Here is an 18,616-nt window from a genome sequence, read left to right on the forward strand (position 1 = left end):
TAAAGAACGTAAATTCAGTGCGAATAGTAATGTATCGCAATTGATATAAAGTCTTGTTCTCCCTATATTCCGCGGCCTCACCTCCTTGGGGAAAGGACACTTTCATGCCGCGCACTTCGATAAAAATACCTGCCAGTTCACCGCGTCTGCTGGCCTCGGCCATCGGCGTTGCCATCAGCGCCAGCTCTGCCGCCCAACTGGCGCAAGCCGCTGAAGACACCGAGCAGAAAGGCGAGCGCAACAGCATTTCCCTGGGAGCCACCAGCATCACCGGCCAGGAACAGGACAGCACGTCCTACCAGGTCGAAAAAGCCTCTTCTCAGAAGTACACCGCGCCGCTGGTAGACACCCCGCGCTCGGTCACCGTCGTGCCGCAGCAAGTTCTCAAGGACACCGCCGCCACCTCGTTGCAGGACGCATTGCGCACCGTGCCGGGGATTACCTTCGGCGCCGGTGAAGGCGGCAACCCGCAGGGCGACCGTCCGTTCATTCGCGGCTTCGACGCCCAGGGCGATACCTACCTCGACGGCGTGCGTGACACGGGCGGCCAGAGCCGCGAGATCTTCGACATCGAGTCCATCGAAGTCAGCAAAGGCCCCAACTCGTCATTCGGCGGCCGCGGCTCGGCTGGCGGCAGCCTCAACCTGGTGAGCAAGACGCCACAGGCGCGGGACTTCACCAACGGTGGCTTCACCTACGGCTCCGACCAGACCCGCCGCTATGTGCTCGACGTCAACCGTCAGTTCCTGGACAGCGCGGCGTTTCGCCTGAACCTGATGAGCCACGAACAGAACGTCGCCGGGCGTGATGCCGTCAACTACGACCGCTGGGGCGTGGCGCCGTCGCTGACCTTCGGCCTGGGCACTCCGACCCGGGTCAACCTCAGCTACTACCACATGGAAAGCGACGACCTGCCGGATTCGGGGATTCCGTATGGGTATAGCAACAACGGCGCAAAAGCTGCCCACGTGCATGACAAGCCTACCGACGGTGGCGACAGCAAAAACTTCTACGGCCTCAAGGATCGCGACTTCCGCAAGACCCGCGCCGACATCAGCACGTTCTCCATCGAGCACGACCTGAACGACAACATGACGCTGAAAAACACCCTGCGCCACGGCAACACCGGCCAGGACTATATCGTCACCCAACCCGACGACAGCCAGCACAACGTCAACCAGTTCGGCACCGTTTGGCGCCGCGCGAACACCCGCGTGTCCACCACCGAGACCACCACCAACCAGACCGATCTGTTTGGCAGTTTCCAGGCACTGGGCTTCAAGAACACCTACTCCACCGGGCTTGAGTTCACCGGCGAAGAAACCCGCTACAGCGGCTACACCGTCAGCCCGAACAGCAACCCCGGTTGCACGGTGCCCGGCAAAGGCGGCCAGTGCACCTCGCTGGGCAACCCGAACCCGGACGATGCCTGGACCGGCAGCATTGCGCGCAACTACAACGGCACCAACACCAAGGCCACCAGCCGTGCCGCCTATGTGTTCGACACCATCGAGCTGGACCCGAAATGGCTGCTGAACGTCGGCCTGCGCTACGACACCTTCGACACCGTGGCCAACACCAATGCGGTGCCGACCGCCACCGTCAAGGCCCGCAGCAAGATCAAGAACGACAGCCAGTTCTTCAACTGGCAGGCGGGCCTGGTCTGGAAGCCGGTTGAAAACGGCAGCATTTATGCCTCCTACGCCACTTCGGCCTCGCCTGCCGGCGGCCTGGTGGGTGAAGGCGCCGACGGCAACCCGCTGTCTGCCGGTGCCGCGACCAGCGACCTGAAACCCGAAGAAACCGTCAACTACGAGCTGGGCACCAAGTGGGACATGTTCCACGATCGCCTGTCCCTGACCGCCGCGGTGTTCCGCACCGAGAAGAAAAACACACGCATCCTGGTGGACGCGCTGACCTATGAAAACGGCGGCGAATCCCGCGTCGACGGTCTGGAGTTGTCCGCCAGCGGCAAGCTCACCGATCAATGGCAAGTGTTCGCCGGCTACAGCTACCTGAAAAGCGAACTGGTGGACCCAGGCTTGAACGGCCGTAACGGCGTCGTCAGTGCCGGCTCAAACAAAGGCAACCAGATGCCCAACACGCCGAAGAACACCTTCAGCCTGTGGACAACCTATGACGTGACACCGAAGCTCACCCTCGGCGGCGGCGCGTTCTATGTCGACGAAGTCTACGGCGATGCGGGCAACACCGTTTACGTGCCGTCCTACACCCGCTACGACGCCATGGCCAGTTACAAGCTGACCAAGAACGTCGACCTGCAGTTGAACGTGCAGAACCTCACCGACAAGACCTACTACGACAAAGCCTATGCGGCGCACTTCGCCAACCAGGCAGCGGGTCGTACGGCGATGCTGACCACCAGTTTCCATTTCTGAATCGATACAAATCACCGAAAAAACCCCACGCATCGGATGCGTGGGGTTTTTGCGTGTAAAAAAGAATGTTTCTCGACAACTCGCGGCATAATGCGCGCCGTGAAACACCTAACCTGATGACGAGGCCGCACGACGTGTTGAAGAAAACCCTGTTCCAGTTGCATTGGTTCTTCGGCATTACCGCCGGGCTGGTGTTGGCCTTGATGGGGATCACCGGCGCGACGGTGTCGTTCCAGGATGAAATCATCGAGGCGTTGAACCCGACGGTGTTGACGGTGGAAAAGCGTTCAGCCGGTGTACTGCCGCCGGCTGAACTGGTGCGCCTCCTGGAAGCCCGTGAAGGCAAAGCGGTGTCGATGCTCACGGTGCAACCCGACAGCACCGACGCCGCCAAGGTCTGGTTCACCCCGCCGCCCGGTGAACGTCGTGGGCAGATGCGCTACTTCGACCCGTACACCGGCGACTACCTGGGCGACGCCGTCGGCCAGGACTTCTTCGGCTTCGTGCTGCAATTGCACCGCTTCCTCGCCATCGGCGACACCGGCCGGCAAATCACCGGTGCCTGCACGCTGATCCTGGTGTTCTTCTGCCTCTCGGGCCTTTATCTGCGCTGGCCGCGCCAAGTGGCAAGCTGGCGTGCGTGGCTGACCCTGGACTGGCGCAAAAAAGGCCGCAGTTTCAACTGGGACCTGCACTCGGTGTTCGGCACCTGGTGCCTGTTGTTCTATCTTCTGGCAGCGTTGACCGGGCTGTTCTGGTCCTACGAGTGGTACAGCAATGGCCTGACCAAACTGATGTCCGACGCTCCGCAAAACGAACGCGTGCGCAAGCGCGGTCCGGCGCCGGAAGGTCCTGCGCCGGTGGCCAATTACGATGCGATCTGGAGCAGCATCTACAGCAACGCCGGGCCCGGTTTGAGCAGCTATAACATCCGTATGCCGGCGGTCGCCGGGCAACCCGCCACCGTCTACTACTTGCTGAAGACCTCACCTCACGACCGCGCACTGAACCAGATCAACCTCGACCCGGCCAACGGCGAGGTCAAATCCCATGACACCTACATCGGCAAAAGCTTCAAGGCACAGATCCTCACCAGCATCTATGCGCTGCACACCGGCAGCTATTTCGGCCTGGCCGGCCGCATCATCCTGACCCTCACCGCGCTGCTCATGCCGCTGTTCTTTATCACCGGCTGGCTGCTGTACCTGGATCGCCGCCGCAAAAAGCGCCAGGTGCGCGATGCGCGTAAAGGCCTGACGGACAACCACAGCGAAGCACCTGCCTGGCTGATCGGCTTTGCCAGCCAGAGCGGTTTTGCCGAGCAACTGGCCTGGCAAACCGCCGGCCAATTGCAGGCCGCCGGCTTGCCGGTGAAGGTGCAATCGCTGGGCAGCGTCAGGGAGAAAGATTTGCGCCAGGCGAACAATGCATTGTTTGTGGTCAGCACCTTCGGCGACGGCGAAGCACCGGACAGCGCCCGTGGTTTCGAACGCAGCGTGCTCGGCCAGGACCTCTCTCTCAAGGGTTTGAACTACTCGGTGCTGGCCTTGGGTGATCGCCAGTATCAACACTTCTGCGGCTTCGCCCGGCGCCTGCATTTCTGGCTGACCAACCAGGGCGGCAACCCGTTGTTTGCCCCGGTGGAAGTCGACAGCGGCGACACCGATGCGTTGCTGCACTGGCAACAACAACTGGGCCAACTGACCGGCCATGCACCCACGGCAGCATGGGCCAGCACGACCTATGAAAACTGGACCCTGAAGCATCGTACCTTGCTCAATCCAGACAGCAGCGGCTCCGGTGTCTATTTGCTCGGGCTCACCCCGCCAGCCCCACGGGATTGGCTGGCCGGTGACCTGGTAGAAGTGCTGCCGCGTAATTGCCCATGGGCCATCGAACATTTCCTCGACGGCCTGGGACTGGCGGGCAGCGAAGGTGTGGTGATCGACGGCCTCGCACACACCCTCGACCAGGCGTTGGCCAGTCGTCAGCTACCGGACAACCGCGCACACCTGGTAGGCCTGCATGCCCAGGCGCTGGTCAATGCACTGGTGCCGTTGAACATGCGCGAATACTCCATCGCCTCGATTGCCAGCGACGGCGTGCTGGATCTGATCGTGCGCCAGGAACGTCACCCCGATGGCAGCGTGGGCGTGGGTTCCGGCTGGTTGACCGAACACGCACCGTTGGGTTCGACCATCAGCCTGCGACTGCGGCGCAACAGTGGTTTCCATCTGCCGACCGAGCCCGTGCCGATGATTCTGCTGGGTAACGGCACCGGCCTCGCCGGGTTGCGCAGTTTGCTCAAGGCGCGAATTGCCGACGGTCAGCAGCGCAACTGGCTGCTGTTTGGCGAACGCAATATCGCCCACGACTACCACTGCCAGGACGAGCTGCAAGGCTGGCTGGCCAGCGGTGACCTGGCATTGCTGGACCTGGCGTTTTCCCGGGATCAGGCAGAGAAAATCTATGTTCAGGACCGCCTGCGTGAGTCGGCTGACGTGCTACGCAAATGGATCGCGGATGGCGCGGCGATTTACGTCTGCGGCAGTTTGCAGGGGATGGCGGCGGGTGTGGATCAGGTGCTGCACGAGGTGTTGGGCAGTGAGGCGGTTGAGCGGTTGATCGAGCAGGGCCGCTATCGCAGGGATGTGTACTGATTTCCTCCAGACAATGAAGGTCAACTGTGGGAGCTGGCTTGCCTGCGATGGCGGTGTATCAGTTAAAAATTATTGACTGACACTCCGCTATCGCAGGCAAGCCAGCTCCCACATGTTAATTGCATTCCAAATCAGGCGGGCTGCAGTTTCTGTTCAAACACTGAAACCCCATCCAGGTCCCGCAAAATCACCGTCAGTTCCGCCGTCTGCCCATCAATCTGCACCTCGCCAAAAAACTGGAACCCGGCAAACGGCGAGCTGTTCTGCACCGTCGGTGCCTTCTCGAACACCACTTCCGGGCCAAAGGTTTTATCCAGCGGATTAGGCCCGAAACTCCCGGCATTCAGTGGCCCGGCGACAAACTCCCAGAACGGCTCAAAATCCTGGAACGCCGCCCGATCCGGATGGTAATGATGGGCCGCGCAGTAATGCACATCCGCCGTGAGCCAGACGTGATTACGCACCTGCTGCGCCCGCAAAAACGCGAGCAATTCGGCGATCTCCAATTCCCGTCCCTGAGCCGGTCCCGGGTCACCGTTGGCGATGGCCTCCCAACGTGGCACGCCAGGGCTGACCTCACCGTCGGGTACGCCGAGGCCAATGGGCATGTCGGCAGCGATGACTTTCCACTGCGCCTGGGAGGCTTTCAATTCGCGCTTGAGCCAATCCAGTTGCTCACGTCCAAGAAACGGTTTTTCGCCGCCAAGGTTGTCGTCGTTCGGCCCGCGATAGCTGCGCATGTCCAACACGAAAACATCCAGCAAAGGGCCGTAGCTGAGCTTGCGATAAATCCGCCCGCCCTGGTCGGCGCTTTGCCGGCGCATGGGCGAATATTCCAGCCAGGCCTGGCGCGCACGGCCTACCAGGGTGTTGATGTCGCGGGTCTTGTAGCGCTCATCCAGCTGCTTGCTCGGCGACCAGTTGTTGATCACTTCGTGGTCGTCCCACTGCCAGATCTGCGGCACTTCGGCATTGAAGCGACGCACGTTTTCATCCATCAGGTTGTAGCGATAGTTGCCCCGGTATTCATTCAGGGTTTCAGCGACTTTGCTTTTGGCTTCGGTGGTGATGTTGCGCCAGATGCGTCCGTCTTCGGTGGTCAGTTGCGCGGGCACCGGGCCGTCGGCGTAGATGGTGTCGCCGCTGTGGATAAAGAAGTCCGGCAGGCGCAGGCGCATGGCTTCGTAGATGCGCATGCCGCCGATGTCCGGGTTGATGCCGAAGCCTTGGCCAACGGTATCGCCGCTCCACACAAAGCGGATGTCCCGGCGCTGTTGCGGCACGCTGCGCAGGTGGCCGAACCAGGGCTCGCTGGCCACGCCGGTCTGGGCGTCTTCGAAGTGCACACGGTAGAAAATCGCCTGGTCGACAGGCAGGCCGGTGAGTTCGACACGGGCGGTGAAGTCGGTGCGGCTGTCGGCCAGGGGCGAGACGAATTTACGCGGGTTGCTGAATACGCTACGGGTGTCCCACTCCACCACCATCCGCGCCGGGCGGTCGCTGCGGCTCCAGATCATCGCGCGGTCGCCCAGCAGGTCGCCGGATTGCACGCCGTCGGTAAGTTGCGGGCGATCCTTGACCGAGGCGATCACCGCAGGCGCGAGGCCCGGCAACAACAGGCCGGCGCCAACGGCTTGCATCACGCGGCGGCGACCGAGATTGAAGTGGCTCATGCAGGTTCCCTCTCGAGCAGCAAAAGGGAAACTTAAGCATGAAGGGATGAAGGGGATATGACACAGACCTTATTCATAACGAAGATCAAATGTGGGAGCTAGCTTGCCTGCGATCGCATCACCTCGGTTACGCTGATACACCGAGGTGCCTGCATCGCAGGCAAGCCAGCTCCCACATGAACCGAGTTATGCCTGGGCGGGTGCGACAGAAAGCTCTACGGTCTCCGGGCGTTTGAGGAAAGCATACACCACAGCCGTCAACACACTCCCCGCCACGATCGCCAGCAGATACAGCAGCGCATGGTTGATCGCATTCGGGATCAGCATCACAAACAACCCGCCATGGGGCGCCATCAGTTTGCAGCCGAAATACATCGACAGCGCACCGGTCAGCGCGCCGCCAGCGATGCTCGCCGGAATCACCCGCAGCGGGTCCTTGGCGGCAAACGGAATTGCGCCTTCGGAGATAAAGCACATGCCGAGAATCAACGCGGCCTTGCCGGCTTCGCGCTCGGTCTGGGCGAACTTGCGCCGCGCCAGGAAGGTGGCGATGCCCATGCCAATGGGCGGCACCATGCCGGCGGCCATGGTCGCGGCCATGGGTGCACCGCTTTGCGCCGCCAGCAGGCCGACGGAAAACGCGTAGGCCGCCTTGTTGATCGGCCCGCCCAGGTCGACGCACATCATGCCGCCCAACAAGATGCCCAGCAGCACGGCGTTGGTGGTGCCCATGGTGCTGAGGAAATCCGTGAGGCCGGTAAGCATCTTCGCCACCGGCGGCCCCACCAGGTAAATCATCGCCAGGCCCGTGAACAGGCTCGCCAGCAACGGGATGATCAGGATCGGCTTGAGGGCTTCGAGGCTCTGGGGCAAACGGATCGCACGACTGATGAATTTGACGCAGTAGCCGGCCAGGAAACCGGCGAAGATCCCGCCGATAAACCCCGCGCCCAAGGTGCTGGCCAGCAGACCGCCGATCATGCCGGGAGCCAGGCCCGGACGGTCGGCAATCGAGTAGGCGATATAACCCGCCAACAGCGGCACCATCAGCATGAAGGCCTGGTCGCCGACGGTTTTCAGTGCGGCAGCCAGGGTGCCTTTTTCTTCAAAGGCATGAATGCCGAATACGAACGACAGCGCGATCAACAGACCACCCGCCACCACCATCGGCAACATGAACGACACGCCGGTGAGCAGGTGTTTGTAGACACCGGTCTTCTCCGGTTTGGCGGCCGCACCACTGGCAGCGGATTCCTGCTTGCCTTCGGCCAGCGCCTTGTTGAGGGTCGCCTCGGATTGCTTGAGCGCGATCCCGGTGCCACAGCGATAGATTTTCTTGCCGACAAAGCGCTCGGTGGCGACTTCGATATCGGCGGCCAACAGCACCACGTCGGCGTCACGAATCGCCTCGGGACTCAGTGGCGTGCGGGCGCCCACCGAGCCCTGGGTTTCCACCTGCAGGTCATACCCGAGGCGCTTGGCGGTTTGCTGCAACGCTTCGGCAGCCATGAAGGTGTGGGCGACGCCGGTCGGGCACGCGGTGATCGCGACGATACGCGGCGTGCTTTTCGCCGGTGCCGCATCAGCCTCCTGCACCTGAGCCTCTTCGACCCCGCGACGCAACACCGCGTCCACATCCTGCAGCGCCTGGGCCGGCGTGCTGCGGAATACGCGTTTGCCGACAAAACGCTGCATGTCCACCGGCGTGCTGCTGACCAGCAACACCCACTCGGCGGCTTCAATGGTGACCGCCGACAATTGACGTTCCGGGTGTTGCACATCGACCACTTCGACGCTGGTGCTCCAGCCCTGGCGCTGGGCGGCGGCGTCCAGCAAGCGGGCGCACAGCACACTGGTGACCATGCCGTTCGGGCAGGCAGTAACAATGGCTAACTTCATGACCAACCCTCTTATTGTTCTGTCAGCGGGCGCACGTGGACGCCGCTCTGCAAAATCTCAAGCTGTGCCTCATCGGTGATGCCAAAGCCGATTTGCGTGACCGCCATCGCGGCAATGGCAGTGGCGCGGCGCAGGGTCTGCTCCGGCGTATCGCCATTGAGCAAACCGTGAAGCATCCCGGCCAACAGCGAGTCGCCGGCGCCTACGGTACTGGCCACCGTTACTTTGGGTGGCGTGGCGTGCAGCGCGGCATCCGGGCTGTACCAGCTCACGCCTGCGGCACCGTCGGAGACCACCACATGCTCAACACCTTGCCGATGCAGTTGGCTGACAGCATCCGTGGCATGACCGAGGGCATCGGCCAGTTCTTCAGTATTGGGTTTGATCAGCCATGGGCCGGCGTTCAATCCGGCGCGCAAGGCTTCGCCGCTGGTGTCCAGGGCGACTTTCAAACCGAGGTTTTTCAGTTGCTGCAGCAGGCCTTGGAACCACTGAGGGGTGATGCCGCGTGGCAGGCTGCCGGCCACGACAACAGCGTCGTGTCCCGGAGCAATCCGCGCCAACTGCTCAAGCAGTGCCTGTTGCGCCTGCTCGCTGACCAGCGGGCCCGGGGCGTTGACGTCCGTGACCCGCCCGTCCTGTTCGGCGATCTTGATATTGCTGCGGGTTTCGCCCGGTACGCGAATAAAGGCATCGGTGAAACCGCGACGGGCAATCAGCATCTCGAACGCTTGGGGATTGTCCTCGCCAAGAAAGCCGCCCACGGTCACCTGATGGCCAAGGTCCGCCAGCACTTGAGCGACGTTCACGCCCTTGCCGGCAGCATGGGTGATCATCGCCTCACTGCGGTTGACCTCACCCGGTTCCAGGCGCGCCAGGCGCACCGTCAGGTCCAACGCCGGGTTCAGCGTCAGGCTTAAAATCCTTGCCATTTACACGGCCTCCACAAGCGCACGCACTTCGGCGGGGGAACCCACCGCCAGAGCTTTTTGGGCCAGGCCTTGGGCCTCGCTCAGACTGAATTCACGTACCCGTGCCTTGACCTCGGGGATGCTGCGCGCAGACACGCTCAGCTCATCCACTCCCAGGCCGACCAGCACCGGAACCGCCAACGGGTCGGCCGCCAACTCGCCGCACACCCCCACCCATTTGCCATGGGCATGGGCGGCGCGCACGGTGATGTCGATCAGTTGCAACACGGCCGGATGCAGGCCGTCAGCCTGAGCCGACAGCGTCGGGTGGCCACGGTCGATGGCCAGGGTGTACTGGGTCAGGTCGTTGGTGCCGACGCTGAAGAAGTCCACTTCCTTGGCCAGTACCGGCGCCAGCAACGCGGCCGACGGCACTTCGATCATGATCCCCAATTGCAGGTCGGCCACCGGGATTTCCAGGCGCAGGCGCTCGGTCATGTCCCGGGCCTGGCGCCACTCATCCACGCTGCCGACCATGGGGAACATGATGCGCAGCGGACGGTTGTCCGCCGAGCGCAACAGCGCACGCAATTGCGCTTCCATGATCTGCGGGCGTTGCAGGGTCAGGCGGATACCACGCACGCCGAGGAAGGGGTTTTCTTCCTTGGCAATCGGCCAGTAAGGCAGCGGTTTGTCACCGCCCACATCCAGGGTGCGCACCACCAGTGGCCGACCGCCGAGGCCGTCGAGTACCCGGCGGTATTCGGCTTCCTGGGTGGCTTCGTCGGGCGCTTGTTTGTGCGCCATGAAAATCAGTTCGGTGCGCAGCAGGCCGATACCTTCGGCGCCCTGCTCGACTGCGCTGGCAACCCCGGCGCTTTCGCCGATATTGGCGAACACTTCTACGGCATGGCCATCGCGGGTCAGCGCCGGTTCATGGCGTTGCGCGGCGGCGGCTTGCAGGCGTTGTTCGCGGGTGTCGCGTTCGACGGTGGCGCGTTGCAAGGTGGCGGCGTCGGCGTCGACATGCAGGCGACCGCGTTGGCCATCCAGCAGCAACGGCGTGCCCGAGGCCAGCAGCAACACCGCCGGGCCTGCACCCACCAGCGCGGGAATGCCCAGGGCACGGGCGACGATGGCGCTGTGGGCGGTGGCGCCGCCACGGGCGGTGAGGATGCCGGCAACACGCACCGGGTCCAGGCGCGCCACGTCCGAGGGGCCCACTTCGTCCATCACCAGAATGTAGGGTTCGTCCGGCTCCTGGGCGGTTTCGACACCGCACAGTTGCGCCAGCACGCGGCGGCCAATGTCACGCAGGTCAGCAGCGCGCTCGGCGAGCAAGGCGTCCTGCAGCGATTCCTGCTGTTTGGCCGCGGCTTCGATCACGCTCATCCAGGCGGCTTCGGCGCTTTCGCCCTGCTTGAGACGCGTCTCGACTTCGTCGGTCAGTTCCGGGTCGTCGAGCATCTCCTGGTGGGTGATGAAGATCTCGCGGATGGCCTTGGATTTGCTGCGCTCGATCAGGCCCTGGATATCCCGGCGCACGTCGGTCAATGCCGCGTGCAGGCGTTGGCGCTCAATCACTGGCGACTCACCGCGCAGCGGGTATTCGAAAGGTTGCAGCACCTGGATATGCGCCGGGCCAATCGCAATGCCGGGGGCGGCGGCGATGGCCTGGATCAGGCTGCCGGATACCGGGGCGCTGATCACGGGTTCGATATCGACGACGACCTGCTGGGCGCTGACCGCAGGCAGCGGCTCGACTTCTTCACCGAGACCTTCTTCCACTGCCGCCAGCAAGGCGGGCAAGGCGTCACCGGCAATGGTTGGCTCAGCGACAAACTCCAGCACCTGGCCACGCCGTGCGCCAAGGCTCAGCAACTTGCTCAGGCTTTTTACCGACACCGCGCTGACATCACCATCCACGATGCGCACACGGATTTCACCGTCAAAACTTTTCGCCAATTGCGCGAGGATCTTCGCGGGGCGCGCATGCAGGCCGTGGGCGTTGGCCAGGGCGATGCGCACGCTGGGCCAGTCGGCCGGCAGTTCACCGCCGAGCACTTCCAGCACGGCCCGGCTGCTGGTGGCGCGGCCGAGTTCCTGGCCGCGGCCTTCGATCAGCAAGGCGCACAGGCGTTCGAGCAAGGTCTGGTGAGCCTCGCCGAGGCTGGCCAGGCAGAACAGGCCGCTCAATGGCTGGCCCAGGTAACGCATCGGTTTGTCCGGAGTGACAAAGGCCAGGCCGGGACGCTTCACCGTCTGCTCGCTGTGCAGCCACCACAGGCCATCGCCCAGGGGCAGCGCATCGACTTGTTGCAGCACGGCGGCAAACCCATTGCTTACGCAATCGGCCTGGCGCAGCAGGCGCGCGCCACGCCACACCAGCTCTTCGAAATCATCAGCCGACACGCCCAACCCGATCATCTGTGCGTCCAGCGCCAGCTCCTGCGGTGCGCCTTGCAGCAGTTTCAGCAAAGCTTCGGCGGAGCTGGCGCGGCGCAGGGCCTGGCCCAGGTCAGTCTCGCCGAGGGCTCGGGTCAGCAGTTGCAGCAGGCGCAGGTGTTCGTCGGATTTGGCGGCAATGCCGATCGCCAGGTAAACGATCTGGCCATCGCCCCAATCCACGCCCTCGGGGAATTGCAGGAGGCGCACGCCGGTGGCGAACACCTGGTCGCGGGTTTCGGGAGTACCGTGGGGGATGGCGATGCCTTGGCCGAGAAAGGTCGAGCCTTGGGCTTCACGCGCTTGCAAGCCACTGAGGTAACCCTCGGCGACCAGGCCATCGGCCACCAGTTTTTCAGCGAGCAGTTGCAAGGCAGCAGACTTATCCACAGCCGTCTGGCCCATGGATATCTGCTCGTGGGTGAGCTCAAGCATGCCGTTCTCCTAGTTAGTGCGGCGTGCGCACTAGGTATTATTTTGAATAAATCAGTGCAAATGCGTTCGAAAAAATTGACTGAGTGGTCAGTTGGCAGGACCACGCTCGTCGCGATAATCGTAAAAATACGCTTGCTGAAACGTTTAATCTAGAATTTATGGCAGATTACGCGTTAATTTCCCATGATTGAAGCGCCACTCGGCTGTTGAGTTGCGACAATGGTCGTCTGCAGTAATCGGTTACGATTGGACAAAGTGTCGGGGCAAGCTCTAAAAAACAAGGAAATCCCGGTTTGAAACTCAGTGATATCGCGCGCATTGCCGGTGTGTCTGTGACCACCGCCAGCTACGTCATCAATGGCAAGGCCGAACAGCAACGGATCAGCAGCGCAACCGTCGAACGGGTGCGTGCCGTGGTTGAAGAACATGGCTTTACGCCCAACCCCCAGGCCGCCGGGCTGCGCAGCCGGCATACCCGTACCCTGGGTTTTATCCTGCCAGACCTGGAAAACCCCAGTTACGCACGTATCGCCAAGCTCCTGGAGCAAGGCGCACGGGCGCGTGGCTATCAACTGCTGATCGCCAGTTCCGATGACGACGCCAACAGTGAACGGCAATTGCTGCAACTGTTCCGCGCCCGCCGTTGCGATGCGTTGTTTGTGGCCAGCTGCCTGCCGGCCAGCGATGACAGCTACCGCGAGCTGCAAGCCAAGGGCCTGCCGGTGATCGCCATCGACCGGGTCATGGAGTCTACGCAGTTTTGCTCGGTGGTCAGTGATGATCGCCAGGCCTGCCAGCAATTGACCAGCAGCCTGCTGCAACCGCTGCCCAAGCAGATCGTGTTGATCGGCGCCCGGCCAGAGCTGAGCATCAGTCAGGAGCGTGCCACTGGTTTCAAGGAAGCGCTGAAAGACTTCAACGGTGAAGTGCTGATCGAACAAGGCGAGTCGTTCAGCCGCGATTGTGGCCGACAGTTGATGGAGCAATTGCTGCAAAGCCTGGGGCATTTGCCTGACGCGCTGGTGACGACGTCCTACGTCCTGCTGCAAGGGGTGTTTGATGCGTTGCATGACTTCCCGCTCAAATCCCGCCCGCTGCGCCTGGGGACGTTTGGCGACACGCAGTTGCTGGATTTCCTGCCGCTGCCGGTGAACGCCATGGCCCAGCAGCATCAATTGATCGCCGACACCGCGCTGCGCCTGGCGCTGGCGGCCGTTGAAGAACAGCACTACGCGCCAGGGGTGCATGCCATCGGCCGCACGTTCAAGCAGCGGATTCACTCGGAGTAAGCGGTGTGGAGCTGACCGACAGCCACACCCATCTGGACTTTCCGGACTTCGACGCTGATCGCGCCGAGGTCCTGAACCGCAGTCGCCAGTTGGGCGTGCGCAGGATGGTGGTGCTGGGGGTCTATCAGCAAAATTGGCAACGCTTGTGGGACCTGGTGCAAAGCGACGCGGATTTATTCGCCGCCTTCGGCCTGCACCCGGTGTATCTCGACGACCATCGCCCCGCCGACCTGACGGAACTGGGCGACTGGCTCACCCGCCTGAACGGCCACCGGCAACTGTGCGCAGTGGGCGAAATCGGCCTGGATTACTTCCTCGAACAGCTGGACCGCGAACGCCAGCAACGCCTGTTTGAAGCCCAACTGAAGCTGGCAGTGGATTTCCAGCTGCCGGCCCTGCTGCATGTGCGCCGCAGCCACGCCGCCGTGATCGCCACCCTCAAGCGCATTCGTCTGCCACGGGGCGGCATCATCCACGCGTTTGCCGGCAGCCAGGAAGAGGCCCGCGAGTACATCAAGCTCGGTTTCAAACTGGGCCTGGGCGGCGCGGCGACGTGGCCGCAAGCCCTGCGCATGCACAAGGTGATCGCGCGACTGCCGCTGGAAAGCGTGGTGCTGGAAACCGACTCACCAGACATGGCGCCCGTCATGTACCCCGGCCAGCGCAACAGCCCTGAACATCTGTCAGACATCTGTGCCGCCCTGGCGGAGCGCATGGGCATCAGCCCATCAACGTTGGCCGAAGCGAGTACCCACAATGCCTGCGAGCTGTTTAACTGGTAGGCCTTTTACCTCCCGCAGCGTCAGCGTCATCCGCTGCCGGTGACGGGCGTATCGCAAGGTCAGGCAGTAAATCAGCACCGCCATCAGCGAGACATTGAGCTGCCCGGTCACGCTGATCAGCCCTATCCACTCGGCTACCAACGCCACCAGCAGCGCCACGCTGGTCAGCACGATCATGCTCGGACGCAACAGGCCAAGGTTGTCCAGAGACTTGAACTGCTTCAACTGCTTGGGGCAACTCGGTTCCACGCCTTTGTGGCAATACGGGCACTCAAAGGGTTCATGGATAGCAATGGCATTGAGCTGCCAGGGCTTGAGTTCAAAGGACATATCGCAAAGGACGCAATGCCCTCTGACACCGACAATTGCAGCGGTCATCACCGAACCTCCGCGTAAATGGATCAGACAAATTCTCACCCATTTTGACAGCGGGAAAAGATCAACGCCAAAAACAAGACAAATGCTACGCCATCCAAGAAGTAATCCTACGGCCAGCCCTCACACTCGAAAGGCACCGATCAACTGCTTCAGCTCGATCACTTGCAAGGACAACTGCCGGCTGGCCTCTTCGGTCTGGTGCGCGCCCTGCGCCGCATGCTCTCCCGCACGGTTGATCTCGACGATGTTCTGATCGATATCATGGGCCACGGCAGTCTGCTGCTCGACGGCGGCGGCAATCTGCTGGTTCTGGTCGACGATCATGCCTACTGCGCCGAGGATATTTTCCAGGGCCTGCTGGACTTTCTCCGACTGCCCCACCGTGCCATTGGCCATCTCGTGGCTGGTGCCCATGGCCTTCACCGCTGCGCCGACGCCACTGTGGAGCTTGGCAATCATCTGCTCGATTTCCTCGGTGGAGTGCTGAGTACGCCGGGCCAAAGTGCGCACCTCATCGGCTACCACGGCGAAACCGCGTCCTTGCTCACCGGCACGCGCGGCCTCAATGGCGGCATTCAGCGCCAGCAAATTGGTCTGTTCGGCGATGCTCTTGATCACTTCCAGCACGCGACTGATGGATTGGCTGTCGATGGCCAACTGGTTGATCACCCGCACCGATTGATCGATCTCCGAGGCCAACGCCGCGATGCTGCCTTGCTGGGACTGCACCAGGCCGCGGCCGCTGACAGTTTCATCGTTGACGCTGTGGGCACTGCTGACCGCCGCCGCTGCACTGCGAGCCACTTCCTGGGCGGTGGATGACATCTGGTTCATGGCAGTTGCCACTTGCTCGATCTGGCTGCGCTGGCCGGACACGGCCTGATTGCTGCTGGCCGAGACCGATTCCACTTGCCCGGCCTGGTGTTCGACCTGGTTGACGGTGTGCCCTACCCGCTCGATCAGGTCATGGATTTTGGCCACGGTGGCGTTGAACACCTGACCCAAATCCCCCAGTTCGTCGCGGCTGTGGGCAATGAAGGTAACGGTCATGTCACCGGCCGCCACCTTGTCCATCGTCGCCCCCAGGCGGCGCAAGGTGGTGCGGGTGGAGGCGTAGAAACCGGCGTACAAATAGAAGATCAGCAAAAACACCGACGCCAGGGCCGCCACCAACCCGATCATGTGCGTGCGGTTTTCTGACAGGCGTTGCTCCAGCTGCTGCTCAAGAAAGGTCAGGGTGGCGTCGTCAAGTTGATAGGTCTTGGCCATCAAATTACTGACTTCGTCGTAGAAGCCTTGCCATGGAGCGTCGAGGGTTTCGGCCACGACGACCTGCTCTTCGAACAGCTCACTGCCTTGCTTGAGGCTCGCCTTGCTCGCGTCGGCCAGGCTCGCCAAGGCTGCGTGGGCGGGCTTGCTGGAGCCGAGGGCATCTTGCAGTTTCAGCCCGTATTCGGCCTGGAGTTTTTCCAGTTGCTGCAGTAATTCGTCAAAGCGAGTGCTGGAGGACGAGTTGAGAAAGCCCTGACCCAACGAATAAGCGCCCATTGCCCGGCCTTCGCCCAGGGTTTGGGTGACGTGCGGGGTGACGCTGGTGATCAGTTCGCTGAGTTGGCGCAGGTCGCCCTGAGGGTCGCGGCTCAAGCCCGACTGACTGGCGATGATCTGGCTGAGCATCTGCGCCTGGTTGAGGAGCTTGCCGATCAGCGCGCTTTTGCTGAGCAGCGAGGTTTCCTGTTGCTGGGCCTTGAAGGCGGTGATCATTTCATCGCGCTTGGCTTCGAAGGCGGCGGCTTGCTCGGGGTCGGCAGACAGGGCGTGGAAGCCTTGCAGGCGCTGCAGCAGGTTCTCTTCCAGGGCGACGATCTTGCTTTCAATATCACCGGCTTTGCCTGATTGGCCGAGGGTTGCGTTGATCTGGACCTGGTTGTTCAGGGTTTCCAGGTCGCGGCGCAGGGCCAGGCTGCTGCCCAGCAGGTCGAGGCTTTGCAGCTCGACACGGGTGCCCTGGAATTCACGCCAGGAGTCGCGCACAAGGTAATAGTTGGTGGCCAGCATCGGCAACAGGAACAGCACGCTGATAAGGCTGAACTTCATGCCGAAGGTCAGGCGGTTCATGAACGCGACGGCGGGATAGAGCAAGCTCTTCACAGGTGAACTCCCTTTTCTTTTATTTTTATTGAGGGCGCAGGGCGGCGGCAGATAGCCACTATTTGGCGCTCTGTCTGTATAGCTCAATTCGAAAAGGAGGTTTGTAACTTAAGGTTAACGGCAGGAGCGAGTTGCTCGCCCCTGCCGGTGTGGATCAGGGCAGCACAGTCCAGATGGCAAAGCCGGCGTACCACAGCACGGCGGCGCGCAGCAGCAATTCCCAGATACGGTCGAGGCTGTTGATACCGTCAGGTCCCACCACCGGCGGCGGGATTTCAGCGGCCACCAGGCCCACCTTTTCTACCAGTTGCGCCGCGCTGATGTCCCAGCTCAGCAACTCATGCAGCATCACCCGGCCGACCGCCACGAAGTTGCCTACCAGGGCAAAACTCGCCGCCAACAGGCGTACCGGCAACCAGTCGAAGGCATGGCGCAATTGCCCGGCACGCTCGGCCACCAGCGGGTTCTGGCTGTGCTCGGTCGCCAGCGCCAGCAACCGGTAGGCCAAGGCAGCCACCGGCCCGAGGAGGAAGTACCAGAAAATCACCGCGAAGAAGCTTTGGTAGGCCTGCCATAACAGATGGCCCTGGACCCGCTCCAGCAGTTGCTCGCCACTGTCGGCGCTGATGCTCAAGTCGCGCTCGGCCACATGTTCGGCCGCTTGCAGGTCACTCCGGCGCCAGGCATCACGGAACGGACCCAATCCGGCCAGTAGATCGCCACGGCCCAGGCTGTAGATCACCACCAGCAAATGCACCGGCAGCGCCAACAAGCCATAAGCCACCGGTTCCAGCACCAACAGCAACAGCGCGAGCAACGCCACCGGCAGCAGCACCAGCAGCGCGAGAATCAGCCATGGCCGTTTGCCCAGGCTGGCGCTTGATTCCAGCTTGGCCAGCTCCCGCAGCCAACCACCATCACGTTGTATACGCTGGCGCAGGGCCGAGAATTTCTCGATCCATACCGCCAACACCAACACCAGAAAACTCATTGTGCGTGTCCTCCATCCTGCAAGGCGCTGCGAAAGCGCGCCCAATCAAAAGCGGGTCCGGGATCGGTCTTGCGTCCCGGGGCGATATCGCTATGGCCACAAATGCGCTGGCGGGTAATGCCCGTGTACACCGCCAGCAACTGGCGCGTCAGGGCGATCAGGGATTGATACTGAGCATCGGTGAAAGGCAGGTCATCAGTACCTTCCAGCTCAATTCCCAGGGAAAAATCGTTACACGTTTCACGGCCCTCGAAGCTCGATACGCCGGCGTGCCAGGCACGGTCCAGGCACGAAACAAATTGCGTCACCGCGCCATCACGCTCAATCAGAAAATGCGCAGAAACCCGTAGGTCGGCAATACCTTCAAAGTAGGGATGTTCCGTGACATCCAGACGATTCTGGAAAAACTCATGCACCTTGCCGGTGGCGAATTGCGCCGGTGGCAGGCTGATGTTGTGCACCACCAACAGGGAAATCTCGCCACCGGGGCGCTCGTTGAAGTTGGGCGAAGGGCAATGACGGATGCCCTGGCACCAACCGCTGGCGGGGTCCAACTGCATACAGGTTCCTTGAACGAGGCTGGGGTGCCTCAGTATGCCGCGT

The 18,616-nt window shown here is 62.0% G+C and carries 12 protein-coding genes and 1 pseudogene; 4 read left to right on the forward strand and 9 right to left on the reverse strand.

Translation table 11 applies throughout. The annotated features are described in order from the left end of the window. The first annotated feature begins 104 nt into the window (after window positions 1–104). Together K0H47_RS00315 and K0H47_RS00320 are read left to right on the forward strand one after the other, a co-directional pair. On the forward strand, window positions 105–2,399 hold the full coding sequence (locus K0H47_RS00315; RefSeq protein WP_219271710.1) for a TonB-dependent siderophore receptor: 2,295 nt from the start codon (window positions 105–107) through the stop codon (window positions 2,397–2,399). A gap of 134 nt (window positions 2,400–2,533) precedes the next feature. Next, the gene (locus tag K0H47_RS00320) at window positions 2,534–5,059 is read left to right on the forward strand and encodes a sulfite reductase flavoprotein subunit alpha (RefSeq protein ID WP_219271712.1); all 2,526 of its coding nucleotides are present in this window, start codon (window positions 2,534–2,536) and stop codon (window positions 5,057–5,059) included. Window positions 5,060–5,190: 131 nt separating this feature from the next. Here the strand turns inward: K0H47_RS00320 and K0H47_RS00325 are convergent, their stop codons facing one another. From K0H47_RS00325 to ptsP, 4 genes are all read right to left on the reverse strand, one after another. Further along, window positions 5,191–6,732 carry an alkaline phosphatase gene (locus tag K0H47_RS00325; RefSeq protein WP_063027084.1) on the reverse strand — a complete coding sequence of 514 codons (1,542 nt, stop codon included), beginning with the start codon at window positions 6,730–6,732 and terminating at the stop codon, window positions 5,191–5,193. Window positions 6,733–6,918: 186 nt separating this feature from the next. Continuing rightward, window positions 6,919–8,631, reverse strand: a complete 1,713-nt coding sequence (locus K0H47_RS00330) for a PTS fructose-like transporter subunit IIB (protein ID WP_219271714.1) — start codon at window positions 8,629–8,631, stop codon at window positions 6,919–6,921. 11 nt (window positions 8,632–8,642) lie between these two features. Then, entirely contained in the window at window positions 8,643–9,563 is a 921-nt protein-coding gene (gene pfkB / locus K0H47_RS00335) for a 1-phosphofructokinase (protein WP_219271715.1), read from the reverse strand. Continuing rightward, complete coding sequence (ptsP, locus tag K0H47_RS00340; RefSeq protein WP_093205089.1) at window positions 9,564–12,422, reverse strand: phosphoenolpyruvate--protein phosphotransferase; 2,859 nt, start codon at window positions 12,420–12,422, stop codon at window positions 9,564–9,566. Window positions 12,423–12,715: 293 nt separating this feature from the next. Between ptsP and cra the strand changes: the two genes are divergently transcribed. Both cra and K0H47_RS00350 read left to right on the forward strand, forming a co-directional pair. After that, on the forward strand, window positions 12,716–13,711 hold the full coding sequence (cra, locus tag K0H47_RS00345; RefSeq protein ID WP_063027076.1) for a catabolite repressor/activator: 996 nt from the start codon (window positions 12,716–12,718) through the stop codon (window positions 13,709–13,711). A 5-nt stretch (window positions 13,712–13,716) separates the two neighbouring features. Further along, on the forward strand, window positions 13,717–14,493 hold the full coding sequence (locus tag K0H47_RS00350; protein ID WP_093205085.1) for a TatD family hydrolase: 777 nt from the start codon (window positions 13,717–13,719) through the stop codon (window positions 14,491–14,493). Here K0H47_RS00350 and K0H47_RS00355 read toward each other — a convergent pair. The 5 genes and pseudogenes from K0H47_RS00355 to ampD all read right to left on the reverse strand — a co-directional run bounded on the left by K0H47_RS00355 (window position 14,440) and on the right by ampD (window position 18,573). Then, window positions 14,440–14,871 (reverse strand): hypothetical protein, encoded by a 432-nt coding sequence (locus tag K0H47_RS00355; RefSeq protein ID WP_177070226.1) that lies wholly within the window; start codon window positions 14,869–14,871, stop codon window positions 14,440–14,442. The two genes, K0H47_RS00350 and K0H47_RS00355, sit on opposite strands and share 54 nt — an antisense overlap. A 120-nt stretch (window positions 14,872–14,991) precedes the next feature. Continuing rightward, window positions 14,992–15,921 (reverse strand): methyl-accepting chemotaxis protein, encoded by a 930-nt coding sequence (locus K0H47_RS31350; protein WP_371135982.1) that lies wholly within the window; start codon window positions 15,919–15,921, stop codon window positions 14,992–14,994. Further along, window positions 15,898–16,989 (reverse strand): annotated as a pseudogene (locus K0H47_RS31355) (methyl-accepting chemotaxis protein); the annotation flags it as partial. The pseudogene K0H47_RS31355 and the gene K0H47_RS31350, both read right to left, overlap by 24 nt. 187 nt (window positions 16,990–17,176) lie before the next feature. Continuing rightward, window positions 17,177–18,013 carry a regulatory signaling modulator protein AmpE gene (ampE, locus tag K0H47_RS00365; protein WP_063027068.1) on the reverse strand — a complete coding sequence of 279 codons (837 nt, stop codon included), beginning with the start codon at window positions 18,011–18,013 and terminating at the stop codon, window positions 17,177–17,179. Then, entirely contained in the window at window positions 18,010–18,573 is a 564-nt protein-coding gene (gene ampD / locus K0H47_RS00370) for a 1,6-anhydro-N-acetylmuramyl-L-alanine amidase AmpD (protein ID WP_017477781.1), read from the reverse strand. Before ampD ends, ampE begins: the two co-directional genes overlap by 4 nt. Window positions 18,574–18,616: the final 43 nt, after the last annotated feature.

This window comes from Pseudomonas sp. Xaverov 83 (assembly GCF_019352905.1).
GTDB lineage: Bacteria > Pseudomonadota > Gammaproteobacteria > Pseudomonadales > Pseudomonadaceae > Aquipseudomonas > Aquipseudomonas yamanorum.